The sequence below is a fragment of the Bradyrhizobium sp. 2TAF24 genome, from assembly GCF_052115025.1.
In the GTDB taxonomy this organism is placed as follows: Bacteria; Pseudomonadota; Alphaproteobacteria; order Rhizobiales; family Xanthobacteraceae; genus Bradyrhizobium_A.
In genome coordinates this window covers 220197-237599 of sequence record NZ_JBFRFW010000002.1, presented here as the reverse complement: position 1 = coordinate 237599, position 17403 = coordinate 220197, and the positions used below count along the sequence as shown (strand labels likewise).

General features: G+C 66.5%; 12 protein-coding genes. 1 reads left to right on the top strand and 11 read right to left on the bottom strand.

The window, feature by feature from the left end; genetic code table 11:
• Nucleotides 1-26: 26 nt before the first annotated feature.
• Entirely contained in the window at nucleotides 27-8027 is an 8001-nt protein-coding gene (locus AB4Z37_RS04360) for an MBG domain-containing protein (protein ID WP_441515457.1), read from the top strand.
• 24 nt (nucleotides 8028-8051) lie between these two features.
• On the opposite strand, the gene AB4Z37_RS04355 is transcribed toward AB4Z37_RS04360, so the two are convergent.
• From AB4Z37_RS04355 to yidC, 11 genes are all read right to left on the bottom strand, one after another.
• On the bottom strand, nucleotides 8052-8297 hold the full coding sequence (locus AB4Z37_RS04355) for a hypothetical protein (RefSeq protein WP_441515456.1): 246 nt from the start codon (nucleotides 8295-8297) through the stop codon (nucleotides 8052-8054).
• A 170-nt stretch (nucleotides 8298-8467) separates the two neighbouring features.
• Nucleotides 8468-9031 (bottom strand): phosphorylase family protein, encoded by a 564-nt coding sequence (locus AB4Z37_RS04350; protein WP_441515455.1) that lies wholly within the window; start codon nucleotides 9029-9031, stop codon nucleotides 8468-8470.
• Nucleotides 9028-10185 carry a succinyl-diaminopimelate desuccinylase gene (gene dapE, locus AB4Z37_RS04345; RefSeq protein ID WP_441515454.1) on the bottom strand — a complete coding sequence of 386 codons (1158 nt, stop codon included), beginning with the start codon at nucleotides 10183-10185 and terminating at the stop codon, nucleotides 9028-9030. The genes AB4Z37_RS04350 and dapE overlap by 4 nt, the downstream gene beginning before the upstream one ends.
• Complete coding sequence (locus AB4Z37_RS04340) at nucleotides 10186-10644, bottom strand: DUF805 domain-containing protein (protein WP_211974997.1); 459 nt, start codon at nucleotides 10642-10644, stop codon at nucleotides 10186-10188.
• A 117-nt stretch (nucleotides 10645-10761) separates the two neighbouring features.
• Nucleotides 10762-11607 carry a 2,3,4,5-tetrahydropyridine-2,6-dicarboxylate N-succinyltransferase gene (dapD, locus tag AB4Z37_RS04335; protein WP_441515453.1) on the bottom strand — a complete coding sequence of 282 codons (846 nt, stop codon included), beginning with the start codon at nucleotides 11605-11607 and terminating at the stop codon, nucleotides 10762-10764.
• A gap of 84 nt (nucleotides 11608-11691) precedes the next feature.
• The gene (locus AB4Z37_RS04330; protein ID WP_441515452.1) at nucleotides 11692-12396 is read right to left on the bottom strand and encodes a pyrimidine 5'-nucleotidase; all 705 of its coding nucleotides are present in this window, start codon (nucleotides 12394-12396) and stop codon (nucleotides 11692-11694) included.
• A 9-nt stretch (nucleotides 12397-12405) separates the two neighbouring features.
• Nucleotides 12406-13311 carry a DUF1036 domain-containing protein gene (locus AB4Z37_RS04325; protein ID WP_441515769.1) on the bottom strand — a complete coding sequence of 302 codons (906 nt, stop codon included), beginning with the start codon at nucleotides 13309-13311 and terminating at the stop codon, nucleotides 12406-12408.
• A 137-nt stretch (nucleotides 13312-13448) separates the two neighbouring features.
• Nucleotides 13449-14339 carry an acetylglutamate kinase gene (gene argB / locus AB4Z37_RS04320; RefSeq protein WP_441515451.1) on the bottom strand — a complete coding sequence of 297 codons (891 nt, stop codon included), beginning with the start codon at nucleotides 14337-14339 and terminating at the stop codon, nucleotides 13449-13451.
• A 122-nt stretch (nucleotides 14340-14461) separates the two neighbouring features.
• Complete coding sequence (locus AB4Z37_RS04315) at nucleotides 14462-14836, bottom strand: DUF423 domain-containing protein (protein ID WP_441515450.1); 375 nt, start codon at nucleotides 14834-14836, stop codon at nucleotides 14462-14464.
• A complete protein-coding gene (yihA, locus tag AB4Z37_RS04310) occupies nucleotides 14833-15486 on the bottom strand; it encodes a ribosome biogenesis GTP-binding protein YihA/YsxC (protein WP_441515449.1) in 654 nt (217 codons plus the stop codon). Before yihA ends, AB4Z37_RS04315 begins: the two co-directional genes overlap by 4 nt.
• A 54-nt stretch (nucleotides 15487-15540) precedes the next feature.
• On the bottom strand, nucleotides 15541-17400 hold the full coding sequence (yidC, locus tag AB4Z37_RS04305; protein ID WP_441515448.1) for a membrane protein insertase YidC: 1860 nt from the start codon (nucleotides 17398-17400) through the stop codon (nucleotides 15541-15543).
• Between the last annotated feature and the right edge of the window lie 3 nt (nucleotides 17401-17403).

The following is a 17403-nucleotide window of genomic DNA, read 5'->3' as shown; positions in this document are numbered from 1 at the left end:
TTGCGCTGTTGCTTGCGACCTCAGCGTTGACGGCACCCGGCCTCGTGGTCACGGCCTCTGCGCAGAACCTGCCGACCGGCGGCAGCGTCGCGGCGGGCAGCGCCAGCGTGTCGCAGCCGTCGGCGACGACGCTGACCATCAACCAGAGCAGCCAGAGCGCGGTGGTCAACTGGCAGAGTTTTTCAATTAGCCAGGGTTATGCAGTCAACATCAACCAGCCCAACGCGTCGTCGGCGATCCTCAATCGTGTCACCGGCAACACGCCGTCGAGCATCGCGGGCTCGCTGACCGCCAACGGCCAGGTCTACCTCGTCAATCCCAACGGCATCGCCATCACCCCGAGCGGCACCGTCACCACCGGCGGCGGCTTCGTCGCCTCGACGCTCGGCATCTCCGATGCCGATTTCATGAACGGCAAGCGCTCGCTTAGCGGGAATGGCGCGTCGGCGGCGGTCAGCAACGCCGGCACCATCACGGTCGGCCGCGGCGGCTACATGGCGCTGATCGGCGGCACCGTCTCGAACAGCGGCAAGATCTATGTGCCGCTCGGCAAGGTCGGGCTCGGCTCCGGCGAGCAGGCGACGCTCGACTTCTCCGGCGATGGCTTCCTGCAGGTGGCGGCGCCGACCAACGCCAAGACCTCCGGCGCGCTGATCGAGAGCTCCGGCACCATCAAGGCCGATGGTGGCGCCGTGATCATCAGTGCGGCGACGGCGCGCGAGGCGGCGCGCAACGCCATCAACATCTCCGGCCTGGTGCAGGCGCGCTCGATCGGCGGCAAGACCGGCGCGATCGAGATCGGCGGCGGCGAGGGCGGTGAGGTTGCGGTCAGCGGCAAGCTGACCACGGCGTCGCGCAGCGGCAAGGGTGGTACCATCACGGTGACCGGCAGGGACATTGCGCTGCGCGGTGCGAAGCTCGACGCGTCGGGCCGCACGGGTGGCGGCGCCGTCAAGGTCGGCGGCGACCGTCAGGGCGGCGGCACGCTGCAACATGCCCGGACGGTGACGATGGATGCGGCCAGCACCATCAAGGCCGACGCCACGGGGAGCGGCAACGGCGGCAACGTGGTGGTGTGGTCGGATGTCCAGACCAATTTCGCAGGCACCATCTCTGCGCGCGGCGGCGATACTGGCGGCAACGGCGGCGAAGCCGAGGTTTCGAGCCATGGCGTGCTCCGCTACGCCGGCGTGACCGACCTGTCGGCTCCCAAAGGGCGCCTCGGCACGCTGCTGCTCGATCCCTACAACGTCGTGATCTCCAATGGCACCGATGCCAACCAGGGAAGCGCGAACGTCAACGGCACCAAAGTCATCTCGGCCACGGGCACCAGCGTCATCAGCGTCGCCACGCTGCAGATGGCGTTGAATTCGGCCAACGTCACCATCACCACCGGCGGCTTCGGCAGCGCCGGCACCGATGCCGGCGACATCACCGTCGCCAATGCCGTCAACTGGTCGAGCGGCAACAGCCTGACGCTCAGTGCCTACCACAATGTCAACGTCAACGCCGCCATCGCCAATTCCGGTGGCGCGGCGGTCAACCTGCGTGCCGACAACAGCGGGATGGGCAGCGGAACTGTCACGTTCGGCGCCGGCATCCAGGTGTCGACCTCCGGCGCGGTGAACATCTATTACAATCCGGCCAGCAATCCCGCCACGGGCACGCCGTCGGTCAATGCCACGAGCTACGCGACGGCGACCGACTACAGCGGCAAGGTCGCCGGCGGCGGTTCGCTGACCGCCTACATGCTGGTCAACAACGTCTATGACCTGCAGAACGTCAACAACAACTTGTCGGGGGCTTACGCGCTTGGACGCGATATTGACGCCAGCGTGACGTCGACCTGGAACAGCGGCGCGGGCTTCAAGCCGATCGGCACGCTGTCGATGAACGCCAGCTACGCCTATTCCGGAACGCCGTTCTCTGGCGTCTTCGATGGACAGAATTACGCGGTTTCCAACCTGACGGTCAATCGGCCGACGACCAACGTCATCGGCCTGTTCACGGGCAACAGCGGCCAGATCAGGAACTTCGGCGTCACCAGCGGAGCGATCACCGGCAACATCTATGTCGGTGGGCTCGTCGGTCAGAACAATGGCACCATCACCAATTCCTTCTCGAGCGCCAGCGTCTCGGGCTATCGGTATTCCGGCGGACTGGCCGGTTACAATGCGGGCGGCGTCATCCAATTCTCCTACGCCACCGGAAACGTGACCAACACGTTGCGCGGCCAGGGCTCCGGCGGCGACAATGCCGGTGGTCTGGTCGGCTACAACGGTGCGTCCATCGTCGGTTCGTACGCGAGCGGCAATGTGTCGGCCCAGGGCGGGGCGGCGGGAGGTCTTGTCGGGCAGAACAACAGTTCGATCTCGCAGAGCTACGCGACGGGAAGCGTTTTCGGCTACACTGCTGGCGGACTGGTCGGGGCCAATTCGGGTCCGATCACGCAGACCTACGCAACCGGTCTCGTCACGGCCACGTACAACCCTCAGAGCGGCGGTCTTGTCGGCTACGACGTGTCGGGTGGAGCGAGCGTCACCAATTCCTACTGGGACACCCAGACCACCGGCAAGAGCAACGGCAACGGTGGCGCGACCGGCACCTTCCAGGCGACCGGCCTGACGACGGGCCAGTTCGCCAATTCGGCCAACATGCCCGGCCTCACCTTCGGCACCACGCCCGGGGCGTCCGGCTTCGTCATCGTCGACGCCGATGGCTCGCTGAACAACCCCTACAGCCTCCATGGCGCGACACGGCCGTTCCTGCTGAGCGAGTATTCCACCAGCATCGGCAATGCGCATCAGCTGCAGTTGATGATACTGGCGCCGACCGCGTCCTACACGCTGATGCGGAACATCGACCTGTCCGCCGCGCTCGGCAGCAGCTCCGGCAACTGGTTCACCTCCAATGTGCTCGGCGACGGCTATGGCTTCGTGCCGATCGGCAGCGCGGTCCAGTTCCGAGGTGTGCTGGATGGCGGCGGTCACACCATCGCGAATCTGTCGATCAGCCGTGGCGACCTCGCCGGCCTGTTCGGCATTATCGAGGCGGAAGGGATCGTCAGGAATCTCGGCGTCGTCAACGCGACGGTGTCGGGAGGAAATCAGGTGGGTGTGATTGCCGCCCGCAGCCTCGGCACGATCACCAACGTCTATTCGACCGGCACCGTCTCCGGAACGCAAAGTGTGGGCGGTCTGGTCGGGACCAACGTCAACATCCTCTCGCAGAGCTATTCCACGGCATCGGTGACCGGGACCGGCACCGGTATCTATGTGGGTGGCCTTGTCGGCACGAATTTCGGAACGATCAGCCAGTCCTATGCCGGTGGCACGGTCAGCGGTCTGCAGAACGTCGGCGGTCTTGTCGGCATCAACCAGTCCTTCGGCACGATCAGCGACGCCTATGCCAGCGGCACCGTCACGGGGCTTGCGGGCAGCTCCGAGGTGGGCGGTCTGGCCGGCTACAACCAAGGCACCATCACCCGCACCTACGCGACCGGCGCGGTCAGCGGCACATCGGACCTGGGCGGACTGGTCGGATACAACAGCGGTATCGGACGGGTTACGAACTCGTTCTGGGACACGACGACAACCGGCATGTCCCAGGGCTATGGCACCAATCTCTACACCTTCAACGCCACCGGCCAGACAACCGCCCAGTTGCAGGATCTTTCGAACTACCAGACGCTCTTTAGCGGCTGGGACTTCCAGGGGGTCTGGGCGCCGCCGAACCAGGTCGGACAGAACAACGGCGCCACCGTTGCGCACTATCCGGAACTCTACGCCTTCCTCACGGTGCTGACCATCGCTCCCAACGCCGTCACCCGCAACTACGGCGACGCCAACCCGGCGCTGACGGCGACCCACTACGGCAACCTGAAGCCGGGCGACAGCTTCGCCACGCTGGCCAGCCTCTTCACCTCGGTCGGCCAGTTCTCCAATGTCGGCGATTATGCCATCACCGCATCCGGAGCCGCGGTGACGAGCCCGTCGGGCAACGTCTACCGGCTGGTCTATATTCCGGGCACGTTCACGGTGACCGGGCGACCGCTGACGATCACGGCCGATGCGAAAACCCGCGTCTATGGCGACACCACCGATCCGACGCTGACCTACCAGATCACCAACGGCGGCCTGCTGAACGGTGACGTGCTCACGGGCGGGCTGTCGACGTTGGCGAGCTCGACGTCGAACGTCGGCAACTATGCGATCAACCTGGGCACGCTCGGCAATTCCAACTACGCCATCACCTATGTCAGCGCCAATGAGACCATCACGCCGCGCTCGATCTCGGTGACCGCCAGTGCGGCGTCGCGCGTCTATGGCGATGCCAATCCCACCTTCACGTATTCGGTGAACGGTCTTGTCGGCACCGACACGCTGTCGGGAGCACTGGCGACGTCGGCGGCCTCGGCCACGGGTATCGGCACCTATGGCATCACGCAGGGCACCCTCGGCAATTCCAACTATACGATCACCTCCTACACCGGCGCCAATCTGACCATCACGCCACGGCAGATCACGGTGACGGCCGATGCCCAGTCGCGCAGTTACGGCGACGCCAACCCGGCGCTGACCTATACCGTCGGCGGACAGGGGCTCGTGAACAACGACAGCCTGTCGGGCGCGCTGGCGACGTCGGCGACGACGTCGAGGGGCGTCGGTGTCTATGGCATCACGGCCGGCGATCTCGGCAACGCCAGCGCCAACTACCAGATCACGACGTTCACGGGCGCCAATCTCACCATCAACGCACGTGCGATCACGGTGACGGCGAATGCCCAGAGCAAGGTGTACGGCAGCGCCGATCCGACGCTTGGCTATACGGTCGGTGGCGGCGGCCTGGTCAACGGCGATACACTGACAGGCACATTGACCCGTATCGCCGGCGAGAATGTCGTCGGTGGCGGCTATGCCATCGGCCAGGGCAGCGTCACCAACACCAACAATCCGAATTACGCCATCAGCTATACCGGCAATACGCTGACCGTCACCCCGGCGACGCTGACGATCGCCCCGACCAGCGCCCAGTCCAAGGTCTACGGCCAGACCGATCCGACCTTCGGCTATGCTGCGAGCGGGCAGGTGGTGAACGCCGGCCTCGGCATCAACGACAGCGGTCTCACGCTGACAGGTGCGCTCGGCCGTACGGCTGGTGAGACAGTTGCGGGCGGCCCCTACGCTTACACCCTCGGCTCGCTGTCGGCCGGCGCCAACTACACGCTGGTGATGGCGGCGAACCCGGCGGCCTTCGCGATCACGCCGGCGACGCTGACGATCGCCCCGACCGCCGGACAGTCCAAGACCTACGGCCAGGCGGACCCGACCTTCGCCTACACCGCGAGCGGTCAGGTGGTGAACGCGGGTCTCGGCATCAATGACAGCGGCCTGACGCTGACTGGCGGGCTCGGCCGCGCGGCCGGCGAAAACGTGGCCGGCGGTCCTTACGGCTACACGCTCAACACCCTTTCCGCCGGGTCGAACTATACGCTGGTGATGGCGACGAATCCGGCGAGCTTCGCGATTACGCCGGCGACGCTGACCATCGCGCCCAATAGCGGCCAGTCCAAGACCTACGGCAATGTGAATCCGACCTACACCTACGCAGTGGGCGGTCGGGTGGTGAACGCAACGCTCGGAATTGACGATAGCGGCCTCACGCTGACAGGCAGGCTGGGACGCGTCGCAGGTGAGACGGTGGTTGGTGGCCCCTACAGCTACACCCTCAATACGCTCTCCGGAGGATCGAACTACACGCTGGCGATGGCGACAAATCCGGCAAGCTTCGCGATCACACCACGTGCCATCACGGTGACGGCAGACGCCCAAAGCAAGGTCTATGGCAGCGCGGATCCGTCCCTGACCTACCTGGTCAGCGGCGCCGGTCTGGTCAGCGGCGAGACCCTCACTGGCACGCTGACCCGCGTCGTCGGCGAGAATGTCGTCGGCGGCGGCTATGCCATCGGCCAGGGCAGCATCACCAGCGCCAACAATACGAACTATGCCATCACCTATGTCGGCAACACGCTGAGCATCACCCCGGCGACGCTGACCATCACGCCGACCAGCGGGCAGTCGAAGACCTATGGCGGGGCGGATCCGACCTTCACCTACACCGCGAGCGGCCGTGTGGTGAATGCGGGGCTCGGCATCGACGACAGCGGCCTCGCGCTGACCGGCGCGCTCGGCCGTGTCGCCGGCGAGACGGTTGCGGGTGGCCCCTATGCTTACACGCTCGGCTCGCTGTCGGCCGGCGGCAACTACACGCTGGCGTTCACGTCCAGCCCTGCGACATTCGCCATCAATCCGGCGACACTGACCTACACCGCCAATGTGGCATCGCGGCAGTATGGCGACAGCAATCCGGCGTTCTCCGGCACCGTCACCGGCTTCGTCAACGGCGACACCCTCGGCAGCGCCACCACCGGTACGACGACGTTCGCGAGCACCGCCGGCGCGACGTCGGGGGTCGGATCCTACGGCATCATGGGAAGCGGCCTGATCGCCAACAATGGCAACTACGTCTTCGTTCAGGCATCCGGCAATTCAACGGCGCTGTCGATCGGACGCCGTGCCATCACCGTGACGGCGGACGCCCAGAGCAAGGTCTACGGCACCGGCGACCCGACGCTTTCCTACACGGTGGGCGGCAACGGCCTGGTGAACGGCGACATGCTGTCGGGCACGCTGAGCCGTGCGGGCGGAGAGAACGTCGTCGGTGGAGGCTATGCCATCGCCCAGGGCAGCGTGACCAACGCCAACAATGCGAACTATGCCATCACCTATGCCGGCAACACGCTGACGGTGACGCCGGCGACGCTGACCGTGACGCCGACCGGCGGACAGTCGAAGACCTATGGCGGTGCGGACCCGACTTTCACCTACAGCGCGAGCGGGCGGGTGGTGAACGCGGGTCTCGGCATCGACGACAGCGGCCTCGCCTTGACCGGTGCGCTCGGCCGTGTCGCCGGCGAGACGGTTGCGGGTGGCCCCTATGCCTACACGCTCGGCTCGCTGTCGGCCGGCGGCAACTACACCTTGGCGTTTGCTGCGCACCCGGCGGCGTTCGTTATCAATCCGGCGACGCTGACCTATACCGCCAATGCGGCCACCCGGTCGTATGGCGACGCCAACCCGGCGTTCTCCGGGACCGTCACGGGCTTCGTCAACAACGAGACGCTGGTGACCGCGACCACCGGCACGGCGATGTTCGCGAGCAGCGCCAACGTGGCGTCCGGCGTTGGCAGCTACGCCATCACCGGTTCGGGGCTGACCGCGAACAACGGCAACTACATCTTCGTCCAGGCGTCGGGGAATACGACGGCGCTGGCGATCACGCCGCGCGCCATCACGGTGGCCGCGAACGACCGGTCGCGAGTCTACGGCGATGCCATTCCGTCGCTGACTTACGTGGTCGGCGGCGCCGGCCTCGTCAATGGCGACATGCTGTCCGGCAGCCTCACCACCGCAGCAACCGCGACCAGCAATATCGGCGATTATGCCATCCTGCGCGGCACGCTGGCGGCGTCGGCCAACTACACGCTGACGAGCTTCACCGGCGGGACGTTGACGGTGACGCCGCGGCCCATCACCGTGACGGCCGACGCCCTCAGCAGGACCAGTGGCGACGCCAATCCGGCACTGACCTACCGCGTCGGCGGTCGCGGCCTCGTCAACGGCGACACGCTGAGCGGCATGCTGGCAACGGCGGCGGACATGAATTCGCCGGCGGGGACCTACGCCATCACCCAGGGCAGCCTCGCCAGACCGTCCGCCAACTATGTCCTGACCTATGTGGGGGCGAACCTCACGGTGCAGCCGCGTCCGCCGGCCAACTCGCTGTCGGCGGTTCTCGATACGCTGCAGAGCCCGGTCGCGCCACCGGCGCCGCTGCCTGCCGGTGTGATCGCCTTCTTCGGCGCGCCGCAGCCGGCGGCAGCGGGGGACGGCCACGTTCTCTACGCCGACCCGCGGGCCGACCGGCCCGTGGTGTGCTTCGGCAGCGTGTGCTTCAGCGTGCTCTGAGGCCGGATCGGCGGGCGCGGCGGATCAGCCGGGCCAGATCTCGTGCACGTGTTCGCGCAGGCAGGTGTTGAAGGCGAGTCGATTTCTGGTCACCCAGCCGCGATAGGGCAGGTGATAGCCCTGGCTCTCCTTGGCGCAGATGGCGCGGACGCTGCGCGGCTCGCGCGGCATGCCACTGCGTTCATTGAGCGCGAAGGTCGGCGTGGTGACGAGGCTTCCTGCGATCAGGAGGCTGATGGCCGCAAAGCGCGTCGGGGATTGCTGTTTCATCGCTAGGCTCTGATCCATGTGCGGTCTTCGAGGATCTGACGTTGTAGCGCTACAGAGCGTCGCATACGCCGGGCACGCGCGCAACGACGATCCCGGCCGGCGCCGGCGGGTGGCAGGTCAGAGAGGTGAGTGAGGCTGACTTAACTCGATGGTGCCCGGGGCCGGCGCGTTCAGGGACGGCCGAGCACGTCCCGCCGCAGCACGTCCCAGAACAGGTCCTCGCCATCGGCGACATTCGCGGTCCAGTCGTTGTGGGCGGTGTCGTCGGCGCCGTCGGTGATGAACTTGAAGGCGCGCCAAGCGACGCCGAAGTGCTTGCAGACCCGGGCGATGGCGAACAGTTCCATGTCGACGACATCCACCTTGTGCTCGATCAGCCAGGGGTCGCTCGTCGTGACGAAGCTGTCGCCGGTGCCGCATAGGGCGGTGCCGTGGCCGGACGTGAGCACGGCGTCGTCGTCGCTCAGCGGGGTGACGCCGCGCGGCGCCAGCGGCATCGCCATCATGTCGCGCTGGATGACCTCCGAGATTTCGAGGAGGCCATGCAGGCGCGGATTGATCTTGCCACAGGTGCCGTAGTTGACCACCAAAGTCGGCTTGCTCTTGAGCAGCGCAATGGTGGTGTTGAGCGCCGTGTTGACCTTGCCCACCCCGCCGAACACCACCTGAACCCCGTCAGGAGCCCGGTCTGCATTCAGCTCGCTGCGCAGCGCGGTGACGACGAGCACGGTCATGCGAAGTAGCGATCCAGGACGCGGCGATAGACCTTGGTCAGGTTTTCGAGATCGGCGACTGGCGTGCGCTCGTCGATCTGGTGCATGGTCTGGCCGACCAGGCCGAACTCCAGCACCGGACAGTAGTGGGTGATGAAGCGCGCGTCCGAGGTGCCGCCGCCGGTGCTCAGCGCCGGCTTGCGGCCAGTGACCTCCTCGATCGCGCCGATCACCATGTCGGTGAAGGGACCGGGCTTGGCGATGAACACGCCAGAGTTGGACGGCTCCCAGGCGATATGCGCCTTGATGCGGTTGCCGCAGGCTTTCGCGAGGCGTTCCTCGACGAGCGCCTTCAGCGATGCCTCGGTGTGGCAGTCATTGTAGCGGATGTTGAAGCGCGCCCTGGCCTGGCCGGGGATTACGTTCCAGGCCGGATTGCCGACGTCGACAGTGACGAATTCGAGGTTGGAGGCCTGGAAATGTTCGTCGCCGTGGTCGAGCGGCTCCGACGACAGCGCGGTGATGATGGCTGCGATATCCGGCACCGGATTGGCGGCGCGGTGCGGATAGGCGACATGGCCCTGCACGCCGTCGACCGTGACCGTGCCCGACAGCGAGCCGCGCCGTCCCAGCTTGATGCTGTCACCGAGCACGTCGACATTGCTCGGCTCGCCGAGCACGCAGTGGTCGAATTTTTCGCCGCGTTCCGCCGCCCATTGCAGCAGTTTGGGCGTACCGTTGACCGCGGGGCCTTCCTCGTCGCCGGTGATCAGGAACGAAATCGAGCCTTTCGGCGTGCCGCCGCGGGTGGCGAGATGGTCGAGGGTCGCTGCGACCGCGCAAGCGATCGCGCCCTTCATGTCGACAGCGCCGCGGCCGTAGAGCACGCCGTCCTTGACGTCGCCCGCGAACGGGCCGTGGCTCCAGGCGGCCTCGTCGCCGGCCGGCACCACGTCGGTGTGGCCGGCGAAGGTCAGGTGCGGCGCCGTCGTGCCGATCCGCGCATAGAGGTTCTCGACATCGGGCCAGCCCGGCTCGCTGAACGTGATGCGGTGCACCTCGAAGCCGGCGTCCTTGAGTAGGCGTTCGAGCACGCCGAGCGAGCCGGCTTCCGCCGGGGTCACGGAGGGACAGCGCAGCAGGTCGCGGGCGATGGAGAGCGAGTCGGTCGTCATTCAGGATCCTGTCGGCTCGGCGGAGGGATCGAGCGGGTCGTCGCCGAAGCGGTTGGGGCCTTTGGTGCCGCGGATGCCGCCGAGCTCGACGAGGCCCCACAGCAACAGCAGCAGCGCGGCGATGCGCAGGACGCGGCTGCTGTCCGGCGTGACGAGGCCGTTGCTGGCGCCGTACAGCAGGCCCGGCAGCGCCACGAACGCCACCGTCCACCAGCCGCTCTTGTCGCGGTCGTGCAGTCGCTTGATGGCGACGGCATTGACGGAGAAATACAGCAGCAGGAACAAGAGCCCGCCGCCGACATAAAGCAGTACCGAGGCGATGTCGGAGCTGCTGGTGAGCAGCAGCAGCGCGCAGGCGAAGCCGGCGAAGATGATCACCGCGTAGAACAGCAGGGCGAGCCAGTATCTGGCCCGCGGGATACGTCCAGCCGTGCTGAACAAGAACATCTGCCAGTCCACGCCGCGTCTCCCTGGAGTTCCGGCTCTGTCATTCGCATCTCCTGAAGATGCCAACGCGAATGACAGATCCGATGTACAGGCCGCCGCGGTCACGGTGACCGCGGCGCGTGCTGGGCGTCAGTCGCGCAGCAGTTCGTTGATGCTGGTCTTGGAGCGGGTCTTCTCGTCGACGCGCTTGACGATGACGGCGCAGGCGAGCGAGGGCCCCGGCGAGCCGTCCTTGAGCGGCTTGCCCGGCAGCGCGCCCGGCACCACCACGGAGTACGCCGGCACTTCGCCGATGAACACCTCGCCGGTCTCGCGGTCGACGATCTTGGTCGATGCGCCGAGGAACACGCCCATCGACAGCACCGCGCCCTTGCGCACCACGACGCCTTCGGCGACCTCCGAACGCGCGCCGATGAAGCAGTCGTCCTCGATGATCACCGGCCCGGCCTGCAGCGGCTCCAGCACGCCGCCGATGCCGACCCCGCCGGAGATATGCACGTTCTTGCCGATCTGGGCGCAGGAGCCGACCGTCGCCCAGGTGTCGACCATGGTCGATTCATCGACATAGGCGCCGAGGTTCACGAACGACGGCATCAGCACCACGTTCCTGGCGATGAAGGCCGAGCGGCGGACGATGGCGCCGGGCACGGCGCGGAAGCCGGCGGCGCGGAAGCGGTTCTCACCCCAGCCTTCGAACTTGGAGGGCACCTTGTCCCACCAGCTCGCACCGCCCGGGCCGCCCGGGATCGGGCTCATGTCGTTGAGGCGGAACGACAGCAGCACGGCCTTCTTCAGCCACTGGTTGACCTGCCACTTGCCGTCGTCCTGGCGCTGGGCGACGCGGGCCTCGCCCTTGTCCAGCAGGTCGAGCGCGTGGTCCACGGCCTCGCGCACCTCGCCCTTGGTCGCGGCGCTCACGGTGTCGCGCGCGTCAAAGGCTGCGTTCAGGGTGGTTTCGAGGGCGGACAGGGACATATCTCGTTCCTTGTAAAGCGGCGGGAGCGCGTGTGATGGAGGCTTTTGTCGGGATTTGGACGGGCAGAGTCAAGCGCGGGAGGCCTACCGCTTCGGCAGTAGCCTCTGCAGAAAGCCGGTCAGGTCGTCGGTGACATGGTCGACATGGGCGGCGTCGCGGCCCTCCAGCTCCCAGTCCTCGCGCACCACGCTCTTCGTTCCGTCCGGCACCACCAGCACCGTGGTCATGCCGAGGTCGTGGGGCACCGTCAGGTTACGGGCGAGGTCCTCGAACATGGCCGCGCGCGCCGGGTCGACGCCGTGCAGGTCGAGAAAGCGGCGGTAGGTCTTGAGCGCGGGCTTGGGCTCGAGCTCGGCGGCGATGATGTCGAACACCGCTTCGAATTGCGTGGCGATTCCCAGCCTCGCCAGCACCTCGCGGGCATGGTCGCGCGAGCCGTTGGTCAGGATCAGCTTGCGGCCGGGCAGCTCGGCGATCGCGGCGCCCATCGCCGGATTGGGCTCGAGCGGCGAATGGTCGATGGCGTGGACATAGGTCAGAAAGTCGTCGGCCTTGACGCCGTGCTCGGTCATCATGCCGCGCATGGTGGTGCCGTAGCGGCGGTAATAGTCCTTCTGGATGCGGAAGGCCTCCTCGGGAGAGACCTTGAGATAGGCGGAGACGTAGTCGCGGATGCGGGCGTCGACCTGTTGCCACAGGTTGACGTGGTGTGGGTAGAGCGTGTTGTCGAGGTCGAACACCCAGGTGTCGACGTGCGTGAAGGAGCGTGGGAGCGGTCGGTTGGTCATCGGGGTCTCTCAGGGCATGCCGAAACGCAGCGTCTTGCCGGCGCTGGCATCGATGGTGGCGAAGCCGGCGGCGGACAGCCCGCGTGAGGCACAGTCGCCCTGCTCGTTGATCTCGAACTTGCTGTCGCGGGTGCAGAGCAGGGTCGGTCCGCCCCAGTTCAGCGGCTTGTCGTTGACGCGGATCGCCTTGCCGGCCGCGTCCACCGCCTCGGCGAAACTGAACACCCGCTTGGGCTGGCCGGCAAGGTCCGGATGCAAGCATTTGCCTGGTTCGATGCGATACCAGCCGCGGCTGACCACGGCCTTGCCGTCGTCGATGGCGACCGCCGCCATTACCTTGTGCGGGGTATCGTTGCACCAGGTCAGGCCGGTGGCGGAGGGCGTCTGCACCTTGGCGATCATGGTGGTGAAGAAGTCGGCCGACCCGGGTGCGTCGGCGCTGAGGCCCTGGCTCTTGAGGAAGGAGCTCAGCGCGCCCTGCGTCTTCGGGCCGTCGACGCCGTCGATCGGCGCGGCGTCGTAGCCGGCGATGACGAGAAGGCGCTGGATCGCCGCGAGCTTGGCCTGCTCATCGTCGTACTCGCTGTCCTCGGCGAGATAGGCGACCATGTTGCCGTCGTCGGTCTGGCTCGGCTTGATTTCGGTGAAGGGGGCCGTGAGCTGGCCGCCGCGGCATTGCCGCGCGGCAGCGATGGTGAAGTTGTCGGTGGCGACACAGAGATTGTCGGTGCCGCTCTGCGGCATCGGCGAGGCACCATAGACTGGCAGCGCGCGGGCATGCAGCAGCACGCGGTCGGCCGAGAGCTGGCCCTGCAGCACCACGCGGCATTGCGCCGGGTCGATCCGGAACCAGCCTCGCGTCGCCGTGGTGCCCTTGTCTTCGAGGCCGATGGCGGCCTCGACCACATAGCTCATGCGGTTGCACAGCTTGAGATCGGCATGCGCCGGCGTCACGGCGTTCGCGGCGGCGGCAAGTGCCGCCACCGCGAGACCGTGGCCGAAGCTGCGGCCATGAGGCCGCGGCGTGGTCGCGAGGCGTTGCGGCGTTCGGCTCACTTGTGGATCAGCGTGCCGATGCCGTGGTTGGTGAACAGTTCGAGCAGCACCGCATGCGGGGTCTTGCCGTCGATGATGACGACGCCTTCGACGCCCTGCTCCAGCGAATAGATGCAGGTCTCGACCTTGGGGATCATCCCGCCGGAGATGGTGCCGTCGGCGATCAGCTTGCGCGCGTCCTTGATCGAAAGATCCGGGATCAGCTTCTTCGACTTGTCGAGCACGCCGGGCACGTCGGTCAGCAGCAGCAGCCGCTTGGCCTTCAGCGCACCGGCGACGGCGCCGGCGAAGGTGTCGGCATTGACGTTGAAGGTCTGGCCGTTCTTGCTGGACGCGAGCGGCGCCAGCACCGGGATCAGCTCATAGCCGATCAGCTGGTTGAGCAGCGTGAGGTCGACCTTCTCCGGTTCGCCGACGAAGCCGAGATCGACGACCTTCTCGATATGCGAGTCCGGATCGACCATGGTGCGCGTGGCCTTGGTGGCCATCACCATGTTGCCGTCCTTGCCGCACAGGCCGACGGCCTTGCCGCCGGCTTCGTTGATGTGGCTGACGATCTGCTTGTTGATCGAGCCGGCCAGCACCATCTCGACGATCTCGATGGTCGCGGCGTCGGTGATGCGAAGGCCCGCGGCGAATTCGGAGACGATGCCGAGGCGCTTGAGCATCGAGGCGATCTGCGGGCCGCCGCCATGCACCACCACCGGATTGATGGCGGTCTGCTCCAGCAGCACGATGTCGCGGGCGAACTGCCGTGCCAGTTCCTCCTCGCCCATCGCATGGCCGCCGTACTTGATGACGATGGTTTCCTCGTCGTACTGCTGCATATGCGGCAGTGCCTCGGAGAGAATGCGGGCCTGTTCGATCGGGGAGATGGGATCCGTCATGGAGCGGTCTCGGCTGTTGGCGCGACGTCGGCAGGACCGTGCGGCGGTCATGCAAGCGAGTGCACGCCGCGCGCATGCGGTGGCGCGGTTTTAGCCGATCAGCCGCGCCGGCGCAAAGCGGATCAACCGGCCTTTGTCGGCCAGGCGGTGGCGATGGCGAGGGCGAGCCAGCCGAGGATCATCAGCGTTCCGCCGGTCGGGGCGGCCATTGGAAACACGCCCTGGCCGGCGAACTGGCGCAGCACGAGGTCGCCGGCAAACAATCCGGCGCCGGCGACGAAGGCGAGGGCGGCGATGAGGCCGATATGCCGCTGCGCGAAACCGCTGTTGACCAGCAGCACGCTGCCGATGATGACAACGGCGTGAAACAGCAGCATGTTCGACGCCGAACCGAGCCGGGCGGCGTCAGGTTCGTGCGCCGACAGCGCCGCGAGCACGACGCCTGCCGCGCCCATCAGCGCGGCCACCGCGGCGAGCGGCTTGCCGGCGCCGGTCATGCGCCGCGCTCCCGCAACAGCTTCATCATCGCCGCGCGCAGTTCCGGCATGCCGGCCCCGGTCTCCGACGAGGTGGCGAGCACATCGGGGAAGGCGGCGGGGTGCTTCGCCAGCGTCGCCTGGATGGCGGCGATGCGCTCAGGCAGTTCGGCAGCCTTGATCTGGTCGATCTTGGTGAGCACGATCTGGTAGCTGACCGCGGAGCGGTCGAACGTCTTCAGAATTTCGATGTCGACGTCCTTGAAGCCGTGGCGGGAGTCGATCAGCACATAGACGCGGGCGAGGCTGGCGCGGCCGAGCAGGAATTTGTGGATCAGCGCGGTCCAGGCCGCGACCTTCGCCTTCGGCGCAGCGGCATAGCCATAGCCGGGCATGTCGACGAGGCGCAGGCCGGCGTTCGGCGGCCCTTCGAAGAAGATCAGTTCCTGGGTGCGCCCCGGTGTGTGGGAGGTGCGAGCGAGGCCATTGCGGTTGGTCAGCGCATTGATGAGGCTGGATTTGCCGACATTGGAGCGGCCGGCGAAGGCCACTTCCATGCCGTCCATCGGCGGCAAGGTCTCGATCGAGCCGGCGGCCCAGATGAACTTCCAGTCGCCGGCAAAGACCTTGCGACCGGTCTCGATCAGCTCCGCATCGCTGGTCGCATTCATGCGAAGCCCCGTTGTCGCGACGGTCCGGCGGCCTTGCGGCCACCGGCACGGTCGTCAGCCCTTGGTCTGGGTTTTCGGCTGGTTGTCGGCGGCCTTCTTGCTGCCGGCGAACGTCGCCTTGATGTTGTCGAACAGCTCGATCTTGGCGCCGTTGCGCGACATGATCACGCTCTGCTGCAGCACCGACAGGGTGTTGTTCCAGGCCCAGTAGATCACGAGGCCGGCGGGGAACGAGCCGAGCATGAAGGTGAAGATCAGCGGCATCCAGTCGAAGATCATCTTCTGGGTCGGATCCGGCGGCGTCGGATTCAGCTTCATCTGGAACCACATCGTGATGCCCATGATGATCGGCCAGATGCCGAGCGCCAGGTAGTGGCCGATGATCGGCAACTGGGTCGGATCGTAGTTCAGCAGCCCGAACAGCGTGAACAGATTGGTCGGGTCCGGCGCGGAGAGGTCCTTGATCCAGCCGAAGAACGGCGCGTGACGCATCTCGATGGTGACGAACAGCACCTTATAGAGTGAGAAGAACACCGGGATCTGGATCGCGATCGGCAGGCAGCCTGCAAGAGGATTGATCTTCTCCTTCTTGTAGAGCTCCATCATCTCCTGCTGCTGCTTCATCTTGTCGTCGGGGAAGCGCTCCCGCAGCTCGGCGAGCTTGGGCTGCACCGCCTTCATCTTCGCCATCGAGGCGTACGACTTGTTGGCGAGCGGGAAGAAGATCGCCTTCACCAGCACCGTGACCAGCAGGATGGCGACGCCGAAATTGCCGACCAGGTGGAACAGGAAGTCGATCACCCAGAACATCGGCTTGGTGATGAAGTAGAACCAGCCCCAGTCGATCAGCAGCTCGAAGCGGTTGAGCTTGAGGTTACGGTCGTAGGCGTCGACCAGCTTGCTCTCCTTGGCGCCGGCGAACAGCCGCGCGGTGCTGCTGCCGCTGCCGCCGGGGGCGATGGTCTGCGGGTCGGCGAGGTAGTCGGTCTGGTAGGTCTTGATGCCGGCGACGGTGTCGGACGAGAAGCGCGCCTGCACGGCGGCGTTGGTCTCGGGGAGAAGGGTCGCGGCCCAGTACTTGTCGGTGATGCCGAGCCAGGCGTTGGTCGCCTTGAATTCCTTCTTCTTCTCTTCGTCGATCTTCTTGTAGGCGAACTCCTGCAGGCCCTGGTCGCCCATCACGCCGATCAGGCCTTCATGCAGGATGTAGTAGCCGGCGACCTGCGGCATGCCGTGGCGCGAGATCAGCGCGTAGGGATACAGCGTCACCGGGGCGCCGCCGCCGTTGCTGACGTCGTCCTTGAGCGAGAACAGGTAGTTGTCGTCGATCGCGATGGTGCGCTTGAAGGTCAGCCCCTCGCCGTTGTTCCAGGTCAGCACGACCGGGGTGGTGGGGGTCAGCGCGTTGGAGCCGTCCTGGGTCCAAACCGTGGTCTGGTCGGGGACTTTCGCAGTGGTGCCGCTGGCGCCGACCCAGCCGAACTCGGCATAGAAGGGATTCGGGGCGCCCGACGGCTCGAACAGCACGATCGCCGGTGAGTGCGGGTCCACGGTCTCGCGGTACTTCACCAGCGAAACGTCGTCGATGCGGCCGCCCTTCAGCGAAATGCTGCCTGCGACGCGCGGGGTGTCGATCTTGACGCGCGGCGCGGCGGTGAGCGCGGCCTCACGGGTCACGGTCGGTGCCACGGTGGCGGCTGAGCCCGGGGCGCCAGCCGGTCCACCGGCGGGGGTCGGGGTCGCCTTGCCGGCGGCGGCCGGCTGGTTCTGGGCGTGGAGCTGGGCCTGCTGCTGGGCGGCCTTCTCCGCGGCGCGCTGCTTCTCCATCTGCGGGATGTTGAAGAAATATTGCCAGCCGAGCAGCACGATGCCGGACAGGACGACGGCGAGGATGGTGTTGCGATTGTCGGTCATCGG